This is a genomic window from Paenibacillus sp. FSL H7-0918, from assembly GCF_038007025.1.
Lineage (GTDB): Bacteria > Bacillota > Bacilli > Paenibacillales > Paenibacillaceae > Paenibacillus_AQ > Paenibacillus_AQ odorifer.
The window spans coordinates 2,155,384-2,169,742 of record NZ_JBBOWJ010000001.1; the positions used below are offsets into that span (position 1 = coordinate 2,155,384).

General features: G+C 44.5%; 16 protein-coding genes. 4 read left to right on the forward strand and 12 right to left on the reverse strand.

The features are described 5' to 3' along the window. The first annotated feature begins 13 nt into the window (after positions 1-13). Genes MHI15_RS09655 through MHI15_RS09665 form a run of 3 tightly spaced genes read left to right on the forward strand, consistent with a single transcriptional unit; the run spans position 14 to position 2,345 of the window. The gene (locus MHI15_RS09655; RefSeq protein WP_076304971.1) at positions 14-694 is read left to right on the forward strand and encodes a response regulator transcription factor; all 681 of its coding nucleotides are present in this window, start codon (positions 14-16) and stop codon (positions 692-694) included. A gap of 55 nt (positions 695-749) precedes the next feature. Next, positions 750-1,784 carry a sensor histidine kinase gene (locus MHI15_RS09660; protein ID WP_341164373.1) on the forward strand — a complete coding sequence of 345 codons (1,035 nt, stop codon included), beginning with the start codon at positions 750-752 and terminating at the stop codon, positions 1,782-1,784. A 6-nt stretch (positions 1,785-1,790) separates the two neighbouring features. Continuing rightward, positions 1,791-2,345: a class I SAM-dependent methyltransferase gene (locus MHI15_RS09665; RefSeq protein ID WP_081383349.1), complete on the forward strand. Its 555-nt coding sequence runs from the start codon at positions 1,791-1,793 to the stop codon at positions 2,343-2,345. A gap of 181 nt (positions 2,346-2,526) precedes the next feature. On the opposite strand, the gene MHI15_RS09670 is transcribed toward MHI15_RS09665, so the two are convergent. Further along, a complete protein-coding gene (locus MHI15_RS09670; protein ID WP_076280285.1) occupies positions 2,527-3,312 on the reverse strand; it encodes a TrmH family RNA methyltransferase in 786 nt (261 codons plus the stop codon). A 41-nt stretch (positions 3,313-3,353) separates the two neighbouring features. Beyond that, positions 3,354-4,013 (reverse strand): potassium channel family protein, encoded by a 660-nt coding sequence (locus tag MHI15_RS09675; RefSeq protein WP_036685517.1) that lies wholly within the window; start codon positions 4,011-4,013, stop codon positions 3,354-3,356. 234 nt (positions 4,014-4,247) lie between these two features. Between MHI15_RS09675 and MHI15_RS09680 the strand changes: the two genes are divergently transcribed. Next, on the forward strand, positions 4,248-4,484 hold the full coding sequence (locus MHI15_RS09680; protein ID WP_341164374.1) for a small acid-soluble spore protein SspI: 237 nt from the start codon (positions 4,248-4,250) through the stop codon (positions 4,482-4,484). A gap of 100 nt (positions 4,485-4,584) precedes the next feature. Here the strand turns inward: MHI15_RS09680 and MHI15_RS09685 are convergent, their stop codons facing one another. From MHI15_RS09685 to MHI15_RS09730, 10 genes are all read right to left on the reverse strand, one after another. After that, the gene (locus tag MHI15_RS09685; protein ID WP_076130309.1) at positions 4,585-6,183 is read right to left on the reverse strand and encodes a peptide chain release factor 3; all 1,599 of its coding nucleotides are present in this window, start codon (positions 6,181-6,183) and stop codon (positions 4,585-4,587) included. Between the two features lie 556 nt (positions 6,184-6,739). Beyond that, positions 6,740-8,290 carry a glucose-6-phosphate dehydrogenase gene (gene zwf, locus MHI15_RS09690; protein ID WP_036685526.1) on the reverse strand — a complete coding sequence of 517 codons (1,551 nt, stop codon included), beginning with the start codon at positions 8,288-8,290 and terminating at the stop codon, positions 6,740-6,742. Between the two features lie 205 nt (positions 8,291-8,495). Continuing rightward, positions 8,496-9,260, reverse strand: a complete 765-nt coding sequence (locus MHI15_RS09695; protein ID WP_341164375.1) for a YwmB family TATA-box binding protein — start codon at positions 9,258-9,260, stop codon at positions 8,496-8,498. Positions 9,261-9,504: 244 nt separating this feature from the next. Next, positions 9,505-10,158 (reverse strand): response regulator, encoded by a 654-nt coding sequence (locus MHI15_RS09700; protein ID WP_036685532.1) that lies wholly within the window; start codon positions 10,156-10,158, stop codon positions 9,505-9,507. Positions 10,159-10,176: 18 nt separating this feature from the next. Beyond that, positions 10,177-11,211, reverse strand: a complete 1,035-nt coding sequence (locus tag MHI15_RS09705; RefSeq protein WP_076130326.1) for a sensor histidine kinase — start codon at positions 11,209-11,211, stop codon at positions 10,177-10,179. Between the two features lie 31 nt (positions 11,212-11,242). After that, positions 11,243-11,890 (reverse strand): cell wall-active antibiotics response protein LiaF, encoded by a 648-nt coding sequence (gene liaF, locus MHI15_RS09710; protein ID WP_036685537.1) that lies wholly within the window; start codon positions 11,888-11,890, stop codon positions 11,243-11,245. Between the two features lie 197 nt (positions 11,891-12,087). Then, positions 12,088-12,792: a PspA/IM30 family protein gene (locus tag MHI15_RS09715; protein ID WP_036685540.1), complete on the reverse strand. Its 705-nt coding sequence runs from the start codon at positions 12,790-12,792 to the stop codon at positions 12,088-12,090. 3 nt (positions 12,793-12,795) lie between these two features. Next, on the reverse strand, positions 12,796-13,263 hold the full coding sequence (locus MHI15_RS09720) for a PspC domain-containing protein (protein ID WP_076184838.1): 468 nt from the start codon (positions 13,261-13,263) through the stop codon (positions 12,796-12,798). A gap of 4 nt (positions 13,264-13,267) precedes the next feature. Continuing rightward, positions 13,268-13,945, reverse strand: a complete 678-nt coding sequence (locus MHI15_RS09725) for a PspA/IM30 family protein (RefSeq protein ID WP_036685541.1) — start codon at positions 13,943-13,945, stop codon at positions 13,268-13,270. Between the two features lie 44 nt (positions 13,946-13,989). Continuing rightward, on the reverse strand, positions 13,990-14,295 hold the full coding sequence (locus MHI15_RS09730) for a LiaF transmembrane domain-containing protein (RefSeq protein ID WP_076130307.1): 306 nt from the start codon (positions 14,293-14,295) through the stop codon (positions 13,990-13,992). Positions 14,296-14,359 lie beyond the last annotated feature (64 nt).

Here is a 14,359-nt window from a genome sequence, read left to right on the forward strand (position 1 = left end):
GGGGCAGCTTCCATTGAATACAATTCTTGTTGCAGATGATGATTCTGAAATTCGAGATGTGATTCATGTTTACTTAAGAAATGAAGGTTACCAAGTGCTTGAAGCTGCAGATGGTCAAGAGGCGTTGAGTACAATACAAACAACATCCATTCAACTGGTTATCCTGGATGTCATGATGCCTCAAATGGACGGTATCACAGCCTGTCTCAAAATTAGGGAAATATCAAATATCCCAATTATTATGCTCTCAGCCAAGCAAGAGGACATTGATAAAATCACGGGTCTAACTACCGGGGCAGACGATTACATGATCAAACCGTTTAATCCACTGGAACTACTGGCCCGTGTAAAAGCTCAGTTACGGCGTCAGTCCTTAATTGGAAAGGAAGAATTCAACTCTCTGCTTATAATTAAAAACCTGATCATAGATAAAAATAAACATTCCGTAAAGTTAAATGGAATGGAAGTTTCATTAACTCCACTAGAGTTTGCGATTTTAACCCTGCTTGCAAGCCGGCCTGGGCAAGTTTATAGTTCGGAGCAAATTTACGAGAGTGTATGGAAAGAGCCTTACGGATATTCTGACAATACCGTAATGGTTCATATTCGTAACTTAAGAGAAAAATTAGAGGAAAATCCAAGAGAACCTCTGTATATTAAGACAGTCTGGGGAGTTGGTTACAAAGTTGATTAAAATCATACGAAATCTACAAATAAATAAACGCATTCAATCCAATATCTTAATCAGGATGGTGTTGAGTTTCATAATTACCATTGCGATAAATACCTCACTTAGCATCTTGTTCTTTCATTTTGGAAATGCAACAAAATTGGATTGGGTGTTCAATTTTCTTGCCTACCTTCTTACTCCGATGTTTTTCATTATATTCGTGATTACATTTTTTACATTGACCCGGCGAATCGTCAAAGATTTAATTGTGCTGGAACAAGGACTTCAGATTATATCCGAAGGTAATTTGAGTTATCGGGTAAATGTTGTGCGCCAAGATGAACTAGGACTGGTGGCTTTGAACATCAACCGGATGGCAGAGCGCTTAGAGCAACAGATCATCAAGGAACGCGAAATAGAAAAATCCAAGATGGAGATGATCACGGGGATTTCACACGACTTACGTACCCCTCTTACAAGTATTATCGGGTATATTGAGCTTTTACGTACAGAATCGTACCAAGATAAAAAAGAATACACACGTTTTATTCAAAACACCTATAACAAGGCGCTTCATTTGAAGAAACTCCTCGATGATTTGTTTGAATATACCCGACTTAATTCGGTGGATTCCCGTTTAAATCTGGAGAGAATCGATTTGTCGCAGCTTTTGAATCAATTGTTATTCGAATTCGAACCGATCGCTCAAGAAAACAATGTCCACCTTATAAAAGATATAGATAAGAGTCCAATCATCACCTTAATCGACAGTGAGAAAATAGCCAGAGCCATAGATAATCTACTTATGAACGCCTTAAAATATTCCATCAGCCCGGGAAGCATTAGCATACGAATTACAACCGATTCTGAACACTGTACCATTGCGATTGAAAATAAAGGAACTCCCCTCTCACAGGATCAAGAAAACCGTCTATTTGACCGATTTTATAAGGTTGACCACTCAAGAAAAAGCCAGGGAATTCAAACCGGAGCAGGACTTGGTCTTTCGATAGCTAGGAATATTGCTGAGTTGCACAAGGGTACTTTAACGCTTAAACACACTCATGACGTCTTCACATTCCAACTGAGATTGCCTTTCGGAGAGGATTGCTAATTGATTATGTCTGAATACTTACTTTTCTTACAAGGCTTCCTCAAAGATCCAAAGCGGGTAGGAAATATTCTACCCAGTTCGCAATTATTAGCCAATAAAATAGTCCAGTCTGTACAATGGCATAATGTAAATGCCGTTGCAGAACTTGGAGCTGGTACAGGTGCTATTACACATCTCATGACATCACAATTAACGAATTCTACAAAAGTGCTTTTGTTTGAGCGGAATAAAAAAATGAGAGAACACTTAAAAGCAATTTATCCGGAATGCATTTTCCATTCCAACGCCAGCTACTTACTCAAGAAATTGAACCAGGAAGGCATCCGTGAGTTAGATTGCATAATTTGCGGATTACCATTTTTTAATTTTTCAATTGAAATGCGTGACAAAATCCTACATCAGATTGTTAAGTCACTTAAACCAGGCGGAATTTTAGTTGCATATCAGCACTCGCTGCACATGAAAAAAAGATGGGCTAAACAACTACTTATTGAGAAAATTGAATTTGTGCCTTACACTTTCCCTCCAACATTCGTATATATTTGTCGTAAAAAAGAATGACAGATGAATATTCGGAAAACAGTAATTTCTAAAGAATGTATAAGTATTGAGAATGGAAATGACCAGGCCAATATGCAGCCAATACTGTTGCAGGATTATAAAAAAGTCCTGATGATCAAGATTATCTTGATCATCAGGACTGGATTTAGTGTGAGAAAACTACGTTACAAACGGTGATAATTTATCCCCGCTGTCTCATTCCCTCAAACAGCAAAATCGTCGCCGCCATTGCGGCGTTCAGCGATTCCGCGCGGCCTGCCATCGGGATGATGATACTCTTGTCCACGAGTCGCGCCGTTTCCGGCGAGATGCCTTTGCCTTCGCTGCCGATCAGCAGCCACTGGCTGCCGTGGAAATTGTGCTCATAGCACGATTCTTCGCCCTGCAGCGAAGTGCTCACCAGCAGCGCCCCATTTTCCCGGGCCTGTGGCAAAATCTCACTTAACTCTCCCTCCACCACCGGAAGATGGAACATCGAGCCCATCGTGGACCGGATGGTCTTCGGATTATAGAGGTCGGCACAGCCTTGTCCGAGGATCACTCCGTCTGCTCCCGCTGCATCCGCACTGCGGATGATGGTGCCGACATTGCCGGGATCCTGCACGCCGTCCAGCACAACCACAAGGCTATCCTTCTTCGCTAGGATAGCTTCTACAGCCTGCTGTTCCTTCCGCACGATGGCGAACACCGGCTGCGGCGTATTGGTGCTGCTGCATTTTGAGATGATCGCCGCCGAAACGCCAATCACTTCCATTCCCTGAACGGCCTGAAGCAGCCCCTTAAGTTCAGCAGGCATTCCTTTGTCGAGGTCATAAGCTAGGCATTCCACATCTGCTTCAGCCAGCAGTGCTTCTTGAACCAGATGAACGCCCTCTACGATATATTTACGAGCCTTGTCACGATGCTTTTTCTCCTGTAACCCGGCCCACTCTTTAACCCGCGTATTTTGCGGAGACATGATTTCCATAAAGTCTTCCTTTCTTCTGCCTTGCCATTTATTCTTTGTTCCTACTGATACGCCATCTCCAGCTTCGTCAAATTATCCTTATGCCCAACAATAACAAGGATATCGCCATCGATCAGGCGATCCTCTGCACGGGGAGAGATGTTCATTTCTTCACCTTGGCGAATGGCCATTACGTTGCAGCCAAATCTTGCGCGGATGTCGAGCTCCTGTAGATTTTTTCCGAGCATCGGTCCGGATACCTTCATATCCAGAATACTGTAGTCCGGCGACAGCTCAATATAATCCAATATATTAGGCGAAGCAAGATGATGCGCAACCCGCATTCCCATATCCCGTTCAGGATAAATCACCTTGTCCGCACCAATTTTGCTTAATACTTTGCCGTGCAGTTCACCTTTGGCTTTTGCCAGAATTGCAGGCACACCCAGGTCTTTTAGGATAAGTGTTGTCAGGATGCTAGCTTGTATGTCCTCGCCAATGGCTACAACCACCACATCAAAATTGCGAATACCAAGGGCACGCAGCGCCTCCTCATCCGTGGAATCTGCAGATACGGCATGAGTTACTATACTTGAAATTTCCTGTGTTCGCTGCTCGTCAGCATCAATCGCAAGTACATCAAACCCCATGCCGCTGAGCGCCTTAGCAACACTAGATCCGAAACGCCCCATACCGATGACGGCATATTGTTTTTTGGCCATGTCTATGTACCTCCCGTAGCATTCTATATCTCAAACAGTATAGCATAAGCCAAGAAGAAACGTCATTGCCGTCCTTATGGATGACAACCGTTTCTCGTAGGAATATAAGGATGATATATATGTGTCAAACTTATACTATCTTATATTTGGACAAAAACTTGAATTTCCAGCACCTTTGCAGGGCACATTATAACGAGGTCAATATCACTATATTTTCAAAAAAGGAGGTACATTATGCCCGTTACCATTGACTTGCGCCAGGCGATTATTCATAAAGTGCACGGTCAATCTGAAGAGGATTTACGTCATATGATTGAAGGCTCTGTGGATGGTCCGGAGGCAGCACTCCCGGGACTTGGCGCCGTGTTCGAAATGATCTGGAAGGATTTAGATCCCGCTAAGCAAGATAGGTTGGTTGCCATGCTACATGATCACCTGGAGACTATTACCCCTGGGGATATCACATCGTAAACTGACCGCAACTAGTCAAAAACCTCCGCTCACCATGGTGTAACTTCACCTATGGAGGCGGAGGTTTTATTATTACATTCAGAAAGTTATAGCGTCCTAATTATAGTAATGCTTTTGGAGCCATTTCCAGGAATTTAGCTGTCGGGTTCTTATCCATCGCTGTCCGCATAGCATATTCGTTCTCGAACAACACGACAAAATTGCCCTTCTTATCCGTCACCAACGTTGAGTTGATTCTGAATTTGCTCGCATCCGGCTTAGTATCATCTACGATCCAACGTGCAAACTGGTACGGCATTCTCTGCAACTGAACATCCACACCATATTCACCCTTCATGCGGTACTCAAACACTTCAAACTGCAGTTGTCCAACTACACCAAGCAAAATATCGTCAAAGTTGACCGTGCGGAACACCTGAATCATGCCCTCTTCAGTCAGCTGATCGACACCCTTCTGGAACTGCTTTGATTTCAATGCATTTTTTATACTCACTTTAGCAAAAATCTCTGGTGAGAACGTTGGCAGCTCATCGAATTCCATATCTCCTGCTTGGCTCAAGGTATCACCAATTCTAAAAATACCTGGATCAAACAGACCGATGATATCTCCCGGATAAGCTTCCTCTACGATATCGCGGTCCTGCGCCAAAAATTGCTGTGGTTGCGCCAGCTTGATATCTTTACCGGCACGTACATGCTTCACGCTCATACCCCGTTCGAATTTCCCGGACACAATACGCAGGAAAGCAATCCGGTCACGGTGAGCCGGGTTCATGTTCGCTTGAATTTTGAACACATAACCAGTGAATTTCTCATTCGTTGGTTCTACTACCCCTATAGTACTGCGGCGTGGTTCAGGCTTCGGTGCCAGATCCAAGAAATTATCGAGGAAAGTCTGTACGCCAAAATTGTTGATCGCACTGCCAAAGAACACAGGTGTGAGTTCACCACTTAATACTTTTTCATAGTCAAAAGCATCGCCTGCTACATCCAGCAGCTCCAGATCCTGACACAGTTGATCATGCAGATACTCTCCAGCCATTTCACGAATGATTGGATCACGGTATCCGTCAACCTTTTGAACCTTGATTACGGAGTGATCATCACCTTGGAACAGCTCTACCTGATTTTTCATCCGGTCATATACCCCGCATAGCTCACGTCCGCTACCGATCGGCCAGTTCATTGGCACAGAACGAATACCAAGAACCTGCTCCAGCTCTTCCATCAGATCAAACGGGCTACGTCCTTCACGGTCCAGCTTGTTAATAAAGGTAAAGATCGGAATACCCCGTTTAGCACATACCTGAAACAGTTTGGTGGTTTGGGCTTCCACACCTTTTGCCACGTCAATAAGCATGACCGCACTATCCGCTGCAGTTAGGGTACGGTAGGTGTCCTCACTGAAGTCTTGGTGACCCGGTGTATCCAAAATGTTCACGCGATGATTCAAATAATCAAACTGCATCACGGAAGACGTTACAGAAATCCCCCGCTGCTTCTCAATTTCCATCCAGTCACTCGTCGCATGTTTATTCGCTTTACGGGCCTTAACCGTTCCCGCCAGACGGATCGCGCCACCGAATAACAGCAGTTTCTCCGTTAAAGTTGTTTTACCCGCATCCGGGTGGGAAATGATCGCAAAGGTTCTGCGTCTATCCACTTCCTTTTGCAGCTTCTGATCTATTGCTTTGTTCATTACACATATCCCTTCATATATAAAATTCCTGCTTCTGCTTCAATTACACTGGGGTTCATCAAATCGGTGCTCTGCTCATTGTTCATACCCCTTCATTTCTGAATGAATAGCTCTTAGGTCTAGCTCCAGTCCGCTTCAAGTGAAAGCATCCTCTAAAGTATATCAAAATCCGGCAGACATTATCTACTAAAAAGCGCGTGCCGCAAAATATCTCCCAAATGGTCTGGATTATGATCCCCACATATCATCGCTCAAGAAAATAGATGTATTTCCTACACTTACTTGAAGTATTAGCATTTTCATTAGCCTTTAGTTGCATTTGATGCAATTAAAAATAAGTTGTGCACGCTTTTCCGCCTTATCCGGTGATTATAGTTGCAGAAAATACATCTAAAAGACTAATCACAACGAGATAAGCGATTTTAATTGTACAAAGTGCAGTTATTAGAACAATGCCCAGATCCCCCAAACACCGTCTGAAGTCCGATCTTTTAGATCTTAGCATTACAAAAAATCTCCCTGCATCCTCTGCAGGGAGATAGCATTAACTCAAGGTTTAGTTATTCTTCAGCCAAACCACATTATCTTCATCTTGGCCGTTTACAGGCCACCAATGGAAACCTTCTTTAGCAAGCAGTTCATCTGCTTCCACTGGACCCCAAGAGCCAGCAGGATAAGAAGATAAGTCGCTAGACTCTTCGCTCCATGCTTTCGCAATACGATCCACGAATGACCATGCCGAGGATACCTCATCCCAACGAGTGAAATAAGTGGAATCGCCGCGTGCGGCATCATGTAGCAAGCGCTCATATGCTTCAGGAGAATTGATTCCAACCAGGCAGCTCTGACAGAAGTCCATTGCCAGCGGTTGAATCTCAGACTCTGAACCCGGTTTCTTGGCATTAATCTTTACATAAATGCCTTCCATTGGGTTCACACGGATTACAAGGAGGTTAGGCTCAAGTTTATGCTTTTGTCCCAAATAAACGTTGGTTGGCATACCTTTGAACTCAACTACCACTTCCGTCGTCTTCACTGGGAGACGTTTACCTGTACGGATGTAGAAAGGAACTCCAGCCCAGCGGAAGTTATCTACAAATACACGGGCAGCAAAATACGTCTCTGTATTCGACTCAGGGTCAACCTTATCTTCCTGACGGTAAGCAGGAAGGGTTTTGCCTTGGTGTAAGCCTTGAATATATTGTGCTCTTACGACATTCTCACGCACCTCATCAGATGTCGCATAAGGACGAAGGGAACGAAGTACCTTCACTTTCTCATCACGAATATCTTCTGCGAGCAGACGGCTTGGTGGTTCCATAGCAATCATAGTCAGCAGTTGCAGTATATGATTCTGGCCCATGTCCCGTAAGGCTCCCGCATGGTCATAGTAACCACCGCGTTCTTCTACACCTACGGTTTCGCCAAGTGTAATTTGAATATTGGCAATATGTTTATTATTCCAGAGCGGTTCGAAAAAAGCATTAGCAAAACGAATCACTTCGATATTCTGTACCATTTCTTTACCAAGATAGTGGTCAATCCGGTAAATTTCCTCTTCTTTGAAGACCTGACGAATCTGTTCGTTCAGCTGTTCAGCCGACTCTAGATTATAACCAAAAGGCTTCTCAATTACGAGGCGATTCCAACCCGTACTATCCAGCATCCCGCCAGCTTTAAGATTGAAGGAGACACTGCCGAACAATTCAGGCGCCAGCGCAAGATAGAACATCCGATTGCCCGGAATACTGAATTTCTCTTCAAGAACTTCAGTTTGTGCTCTTAACTCGCGGAAACCATCAATATTGTTAATGTCCAGAGATTTGTATTCGAAATGCTGAACAAACTCATTCCATTCGCTTTCTTCTCCCGCTTTGTAACGGCAGAATTCAAGGATGGATTCCTTCACATCACTTCTAAATTCTTCCTGAGTACGCGGGCGCCGCGCCACGCCAATTACCGCAAAATCTTGTGCCAGCTTACCTTCACGGTACAAGCTGTAAATCGCCGGGAAAAGCTTACGCCGGGCTAAGTCTCCGGTTGCCCCAAAGATAAAAAAGACAGCACCGGGTGTGTGCAGTGCATCAAGGGTTTGATTTTCAGCCATGGCTCCTCATCTTTCTGTATGTAATATAGTTTATTGACATGCTCAGCGTCGGTACTAACATAAGGTGAATAACGACGTTATGTCATTTTAGCATATTCCTAAAAAGGATGCTATCACATTCCTGACAAATACTCTCGGGATTTCGCAAATTTCAATTAATATTTCTTATTATTAACTATATCTGCGCTTATATAAGAGAAAAATGTCAATATTCGATGGTTATTAAAGGAAAGCCTATAGTTACGCGGTTTGTCCCCTTCTGATCTTCATGATGCACTGCGATTTGGGCAGAAACTGACTGATTTCCACTCATCACAGAACGATTCAAATTAGGAATCGAATACGTACGGCTAACCGTTGAGATATCCTTGTAGCTTTCTCCTCCGGTCACAGCTTCAAACCGGTCATGCATCAATGACTCCGTCTGTGTTAGAACTTTTTCAGGTGCTCCCTGTTCTTGCGCGCTTCCTTGAAGGGATACATTCCATTCCACCTTAATTTTATTCTGTTCAAGAATCATACTTACTTCACGAGCAGCCGCTTGAAAGCTGGCTTCATTTTGCAGATCAGCCGCTTCTAACGTTACAATCACATAACTGTTGCCTTCGCTAAGCTCACTCCAAAATAAGGAGAGCCGCGATTCATATGGTTTTACAGCTACTGTATGATACGTCATATGTCCATCTTCCTCAGTACCTGACGGTACATTCAATCCGAGACTTGTGCTTAGCTTAGCAACTTCGGCAGACAGATCCGCGTAATTGCTGCTTTCTCCCTGCCACTTTAACACTAAACGCAGCGGTGATTCAGAAACGGTTGTTTCTTTTCCGAGATCAATTAAACTCACAAGAGCATGATTCAGTTCGGCTCCTGTTGAAGCTTGGTTAACGCCCTCATCAAGAACGGTTGAATTCGCTTTAACACTTTGCAGATTAACTAGCAGAGCCGCAGCGCAGCACACGATTATCATTATAAAAAAAGTCCTTTTTTTTGTTCCGTTGTTCAGCTTCATCTTCCGCATATGTCATTCTCCCTTCGAACCTCTCTAGCAATCTACTAGACAGTATGTTCGAATTAGGAGATTCTATACCTGAAATATCCCCACCAAGTGAGGGTTTATACTTCGATGCGTACTCAAGTACTTTGCGGGAGCCCCAAAACACACTTTCTTGTACAATAAAAAGGACTGAAGCAGAGGCTTCAGTCCTTTATTGTTATTCAGCTAGTCCATTTTTATATGCATAAATTGCTGCTTGGGTCCGGTCTTCCACGCCCAGCTTCGCGAGAATATTCGTCACATGAAATTTCACAGTTTTGATTCCAATAATTAGTTGATCGGCAATATCCTGATTGGATTTACCTTGCGCCAACAGACGTAATACTTCCATCTCGCGCTCCGTAAGCTCTTTATAAGCAGGTGATTCTCCTTTTGCATTGTTTCTAAAACGGTTCATCATTTTAGAGGCCACCTGTGACTCAAGCACGGACTGTCCTCTTGCCGCAGCGCGGATCGCATCCGCCACTTCACTAGCCCGCGAAGTCTTCAGCAGGTAACTAAAAGCGCCCGCTTCAATAACAGGATACATCTTTTCATCGTCCAAATAGCTTGTAAGAACAATAACTTTGATCTCTGGGTACTGCTTCATCAGCTGTTTAGTCGTTTCTATGCCATCCATACCATCCATTACGAGATCCATTAAGACCACATCGGGATTGTACTCCTGAGCCAGCCGAATGCCTTCTTCTCCACTTCCAGCTTCACCTACGACCTCAATTCCATCCTCGGTACCTAAAACAGCTGCTAGTCCGATCCGTACCATTTCATGATCATCTACGAGTAGTACTTTAATTGCTTCCTCCATCTCCATGGTTACTCTTTCCTCCTATTATTCATTGACTAACGGAACGGTAATCTCAATACGCATCCCTTTACCCGGAGCGGTAATGAACTGAATGGAGCCTCCGATTTCATTAATCCGCTCCTGCATGTTCGACAAACCATAGGAAGCTTGTTTGGTGTCGTCCATCTCAAAGCCGATCCCATCATCACGCAACGTCAAGCGAACTGTATCTCCCCGTCTATGCAGCCGGATTTCCATTTTTTCTGCCTTCGCATGACGAAGTGTATTAGAAATCGCCTCTTGGACGATACGGAACAAGTGATTCTCTACCCCTTTTAACAGCTGCACATCAGGGTCCATTTCAAATACAATTTCGATTGGAACCTTGATCTTAAGCTCCTTGATCAATTCCTGCAGACCTTGTTCGAGGCCCTTTCCTTCCAAATAAACAGGTCTTAAATGCAGCAGCAATGCCCTCATCTCCGATTGGGCAACGGCAGACATTTCTTCTATAAGCGCAATTTGCCGCTGGGCTTTATCGAAATCTTTCTCCAAGGTCCGGCCCACCGCCGTGGCAGTCATGGAGATTGCAAATAGCTGCTGGGAAACAGCGTCGTGCAGTTCACGCGCAAGCCGCTGCCGTTCCTCCATAATAGCAGATACCCGCGCCTGCTCCGCAAGCTTCGCGTTATTCGTGGACAACCGCTGCAGCGTCGTCACTTGATTCTCCCATTTGCCGCTAATCCGGCCAAGCTGTTCTCCGAGCCTTCCCAGCTCATCATCACCTAGATCCGGCATGGACAGCGTCAAATTCCCCTTTTCCCATAATACGAGGGTCTGCCTAAGACGTTCCAACTGCCGCTTCACACGAAAGCTCTGATAAAAGCCATAACCAATCCCAAAGCCCATAGGCAGAAGAATTAGAGTGACGGCTGTCCGCACGCCAAATTTCCAGCTTTCAAAAGGCTTCAAATAGCCATATGTATACATGACATACATTATCACAAGCAGCATGACCAAAGAGAACAGAGCCCCCTCACCCATGCTGCGTGATATCATGTTTTTGTTCTTTTTTTCCATGCGGGGGACTCTCCCTTCTCTATCAAGCTTTTCAGGATAATCGTACATCTAGATCTCCCATTAAATAAGAAACACTAAATTTCACTTTGTATTCACTGCTGTCATAATTAGCTGATTTCCAATTCAGACGGTTCAACATCCCTGTATCTCGCTGGTTGCCGAATTCAATGGACCCAAAGAGCACAAAAGCTTCAATTTCCACGCCGTAATCATCGGACAGGTTAATGTCCATATCGCCAAAAATCCCTTGAAACAGCATGACCGTTTCCTTATGATCCGCCATAGCTAATGAAAGATCCACATCGGCCTCACCCAGTACATGCCAAGAGCTAAGGCTGTGCATCACCCAAGGTGAGCGGTCCCAGTCAAATCTGGATGAAAAGTTCTGCTTCTGCATAAACCCTTCCTTACGCTGTACTCTTTTGGATTTGGTAAAAAACATCCCAAGTGAGATTAAACAAATCCCCAGCACGAGCACCAAATGGTCCAGCAAAAGCAATACAGCACCTATCCCGAGCAGTTTATAGCCCTGCTTTACTTTGCCTGATGTCGTACGGTAGACTCCCAGCAGCAGGAACAGAAGCGCGACAATGGAGAAAAAGCCGAGCCATCTACCAAAAATCATCATGCAGCCAACAGCAATCAGTCCGATGGCAATCAAACGGTTTCGTTTATCCATTTCGCACCTCCTAAAAGTTTTGCGAAGCAAAACTCATTTTATACTATCGGTTAGATATCCGTCACTATGATGAGGAATATTATCACCGTTAAATATTATAGCTAGCCGCTATAAAAGCCATATCGGTATGGAGATCCATACCGTATGGCTTCTTCTTGTCCAGCATATCATATCCGTCCAAGTTTTAGGAACAGGATTTATTGTTCTTTTTTGTTTAGAGAAGGAGCCGCGGGTGTATCATTCAGCTTGTTTTTCAGTAGCGCCAATTGCTCATCCACTTTCAGTTGCTTCTCAACATCAACGGGTTTGCTATAAGCAGCGGATGGGCTGTAAGGTGCACGCATTACATCTGCTTCAGCCTCAAGCTGCATAATTTTCTCTTCCATCCGGTGGAATCCGAGTGATGCACTGCCACTTTCAATGGAATGTACGCTGCTGATTTGCGACATTTGTTTTTTAGCTTTAGCCATTTGAGCACGGGATACAAGCTCGTTACGTTTGTTGCGCAGCTTGTAGAACTCATCCTTCATGTCATGCAGTTGTTGCACTAATTCCTTAGCGTGTACTTCAGCTTGTGCGTGAAGATCACTGTACTCCACTTGCTTTTGGTCAAAGTAGATTTTTTCTTCCAACAGCTTGCGAGTTACTTCTTCTTGGCCATTTTTCAGTGCCAGTTCAGCTTGTGATCCACGTTGTGCAGACATTTTCGCTGCTTCTTCCACACGTTGCTTCATACGGCGTTCGTTAGCCATTTGTTTAGCAACTGTTACTTCTGCTTCGTGAATTTCAGCCTCCATATCGCGCAGATATTGGTTAAGCATTACGATTGGGTCCTCTACCTTATCCAACAAGTCATTTACCGACGCTTTTGTCATATCTTTAATTCTTTGAAATACTCCCATGATTTACAATTCCCCTTTCTCATATTTAGACAGTTTTTGTTTGAGTTCTTCTACTTCTTTTTGCAAAGCCTTCTTCTCAATATCCTTCATCATCGCATCCAAACCGGAGTCCGGTGCGGAATAAGCGTTGTTCTTCTCAAAATTAGGATTGTAATTTGGCTGGCGTCCATAAGGTCCATATCCGCCAGTAGCTTGTGGTCCGTGTCCATGTTCCGGTCTGCCTGAGTAGGGTCCGCCGAATGGGCCACCCGGTGCCCCAGGCCCTGGTCCAAATGGATTATAATGCGTCGGTTCCTTAGGAATGACCATTGCTGCAATGAAGTATACCGGAATCACCGCACCACCTGTAAACGGAATGCTGACCAGTAATAGAATCCGGAATAACGTGGAATCAATACCGAGTGTCTCAGATAATCCACCTGCAAGACCCGTCATCACTTTATCTCTTGTTGAACGATACAATCGACTCATAGCGCTACTCCTTTCCACCATTGTTCAGTTTCTCCTTTAGGCGAGCCATTTCTCTTTCGAGTACGGTCGCTACGGTCTCACCCGCTTGCACCGCATATTCCTGTCCCATGCGCCGCAAATCACGCAAGCTCTTTGCTTCTAATTCCCAATCCGACATCTGATCTTCCAGACGTCCGAACATTTTGGGAACATCACCACCATTGCCATAAGCACTGGCTCTTTGATTCATCCGTTGCTGCAATCGCAGCGACTCCATTCGTGCCGAATAATACTGACGTTTGCTGTACACCGTTTGATACTCTATTTTCAGCTCATTCAGCTGTGCTTCAAGTTCAAACAAGGATTGCTTGCTCTGTTCTAGCAGCCCGCTATATTGCTCCAGTTTTTCCTCGTGGATGATCTTTTCTTGTAAAGCCAGCTTCGCGAGATGATCCTCGCCTGCTTTCAGTGCCAACAACGCCTGCTCTTCACGTTTGTTTCTCATGGCAGTTGCTTGGTTCACTTGCTGCTGCAATTGCTTCGTGTGGGAAGCATATTGCTGGTACAGCCTTTCAGCTTCACTGATTTCCTCACGGGTTGAATGTAGAAATTGATCAATTAGTTTCACGGGATCTTGGCTTTGCTCCAGACGTTCGTTTAGATTAGCTACAGTAATATCCCTCATGCGACGAAAAACACTCATGATCTCCTGCTCCCTCCCTGCTTCTTGTTTAAGTACATTGCTTCTTAATAAGTACCCTTGTTACTTCTGCCCTTTAATGCTGATACGCCCCAGACGATCAACGCCACTCCTAGAAGTGGTCCAATGATCCAGGAAAGCTTCGCGATCAGGGACATCACACCAATGAACATCAGTACCCAACCAATAATCTTGCGTCCGCTCTTAATCCCGTAGTACCCGAGAACAACCAGCAATACCGGGAAAAGTAATCTGAACATTCCGTGGATCAGAGGAAGCGCAATGCCGAGCAGCATAACCGCACCAATCACAATCAGTACAACCGCTAATCCGTTTCCTTGTCTTCTTTGCATTTTTTCTCACCGCCTTTCGTTGTCCTTAACCTTATAGCCTTATTCTAGGGTAAATCGCAGACTT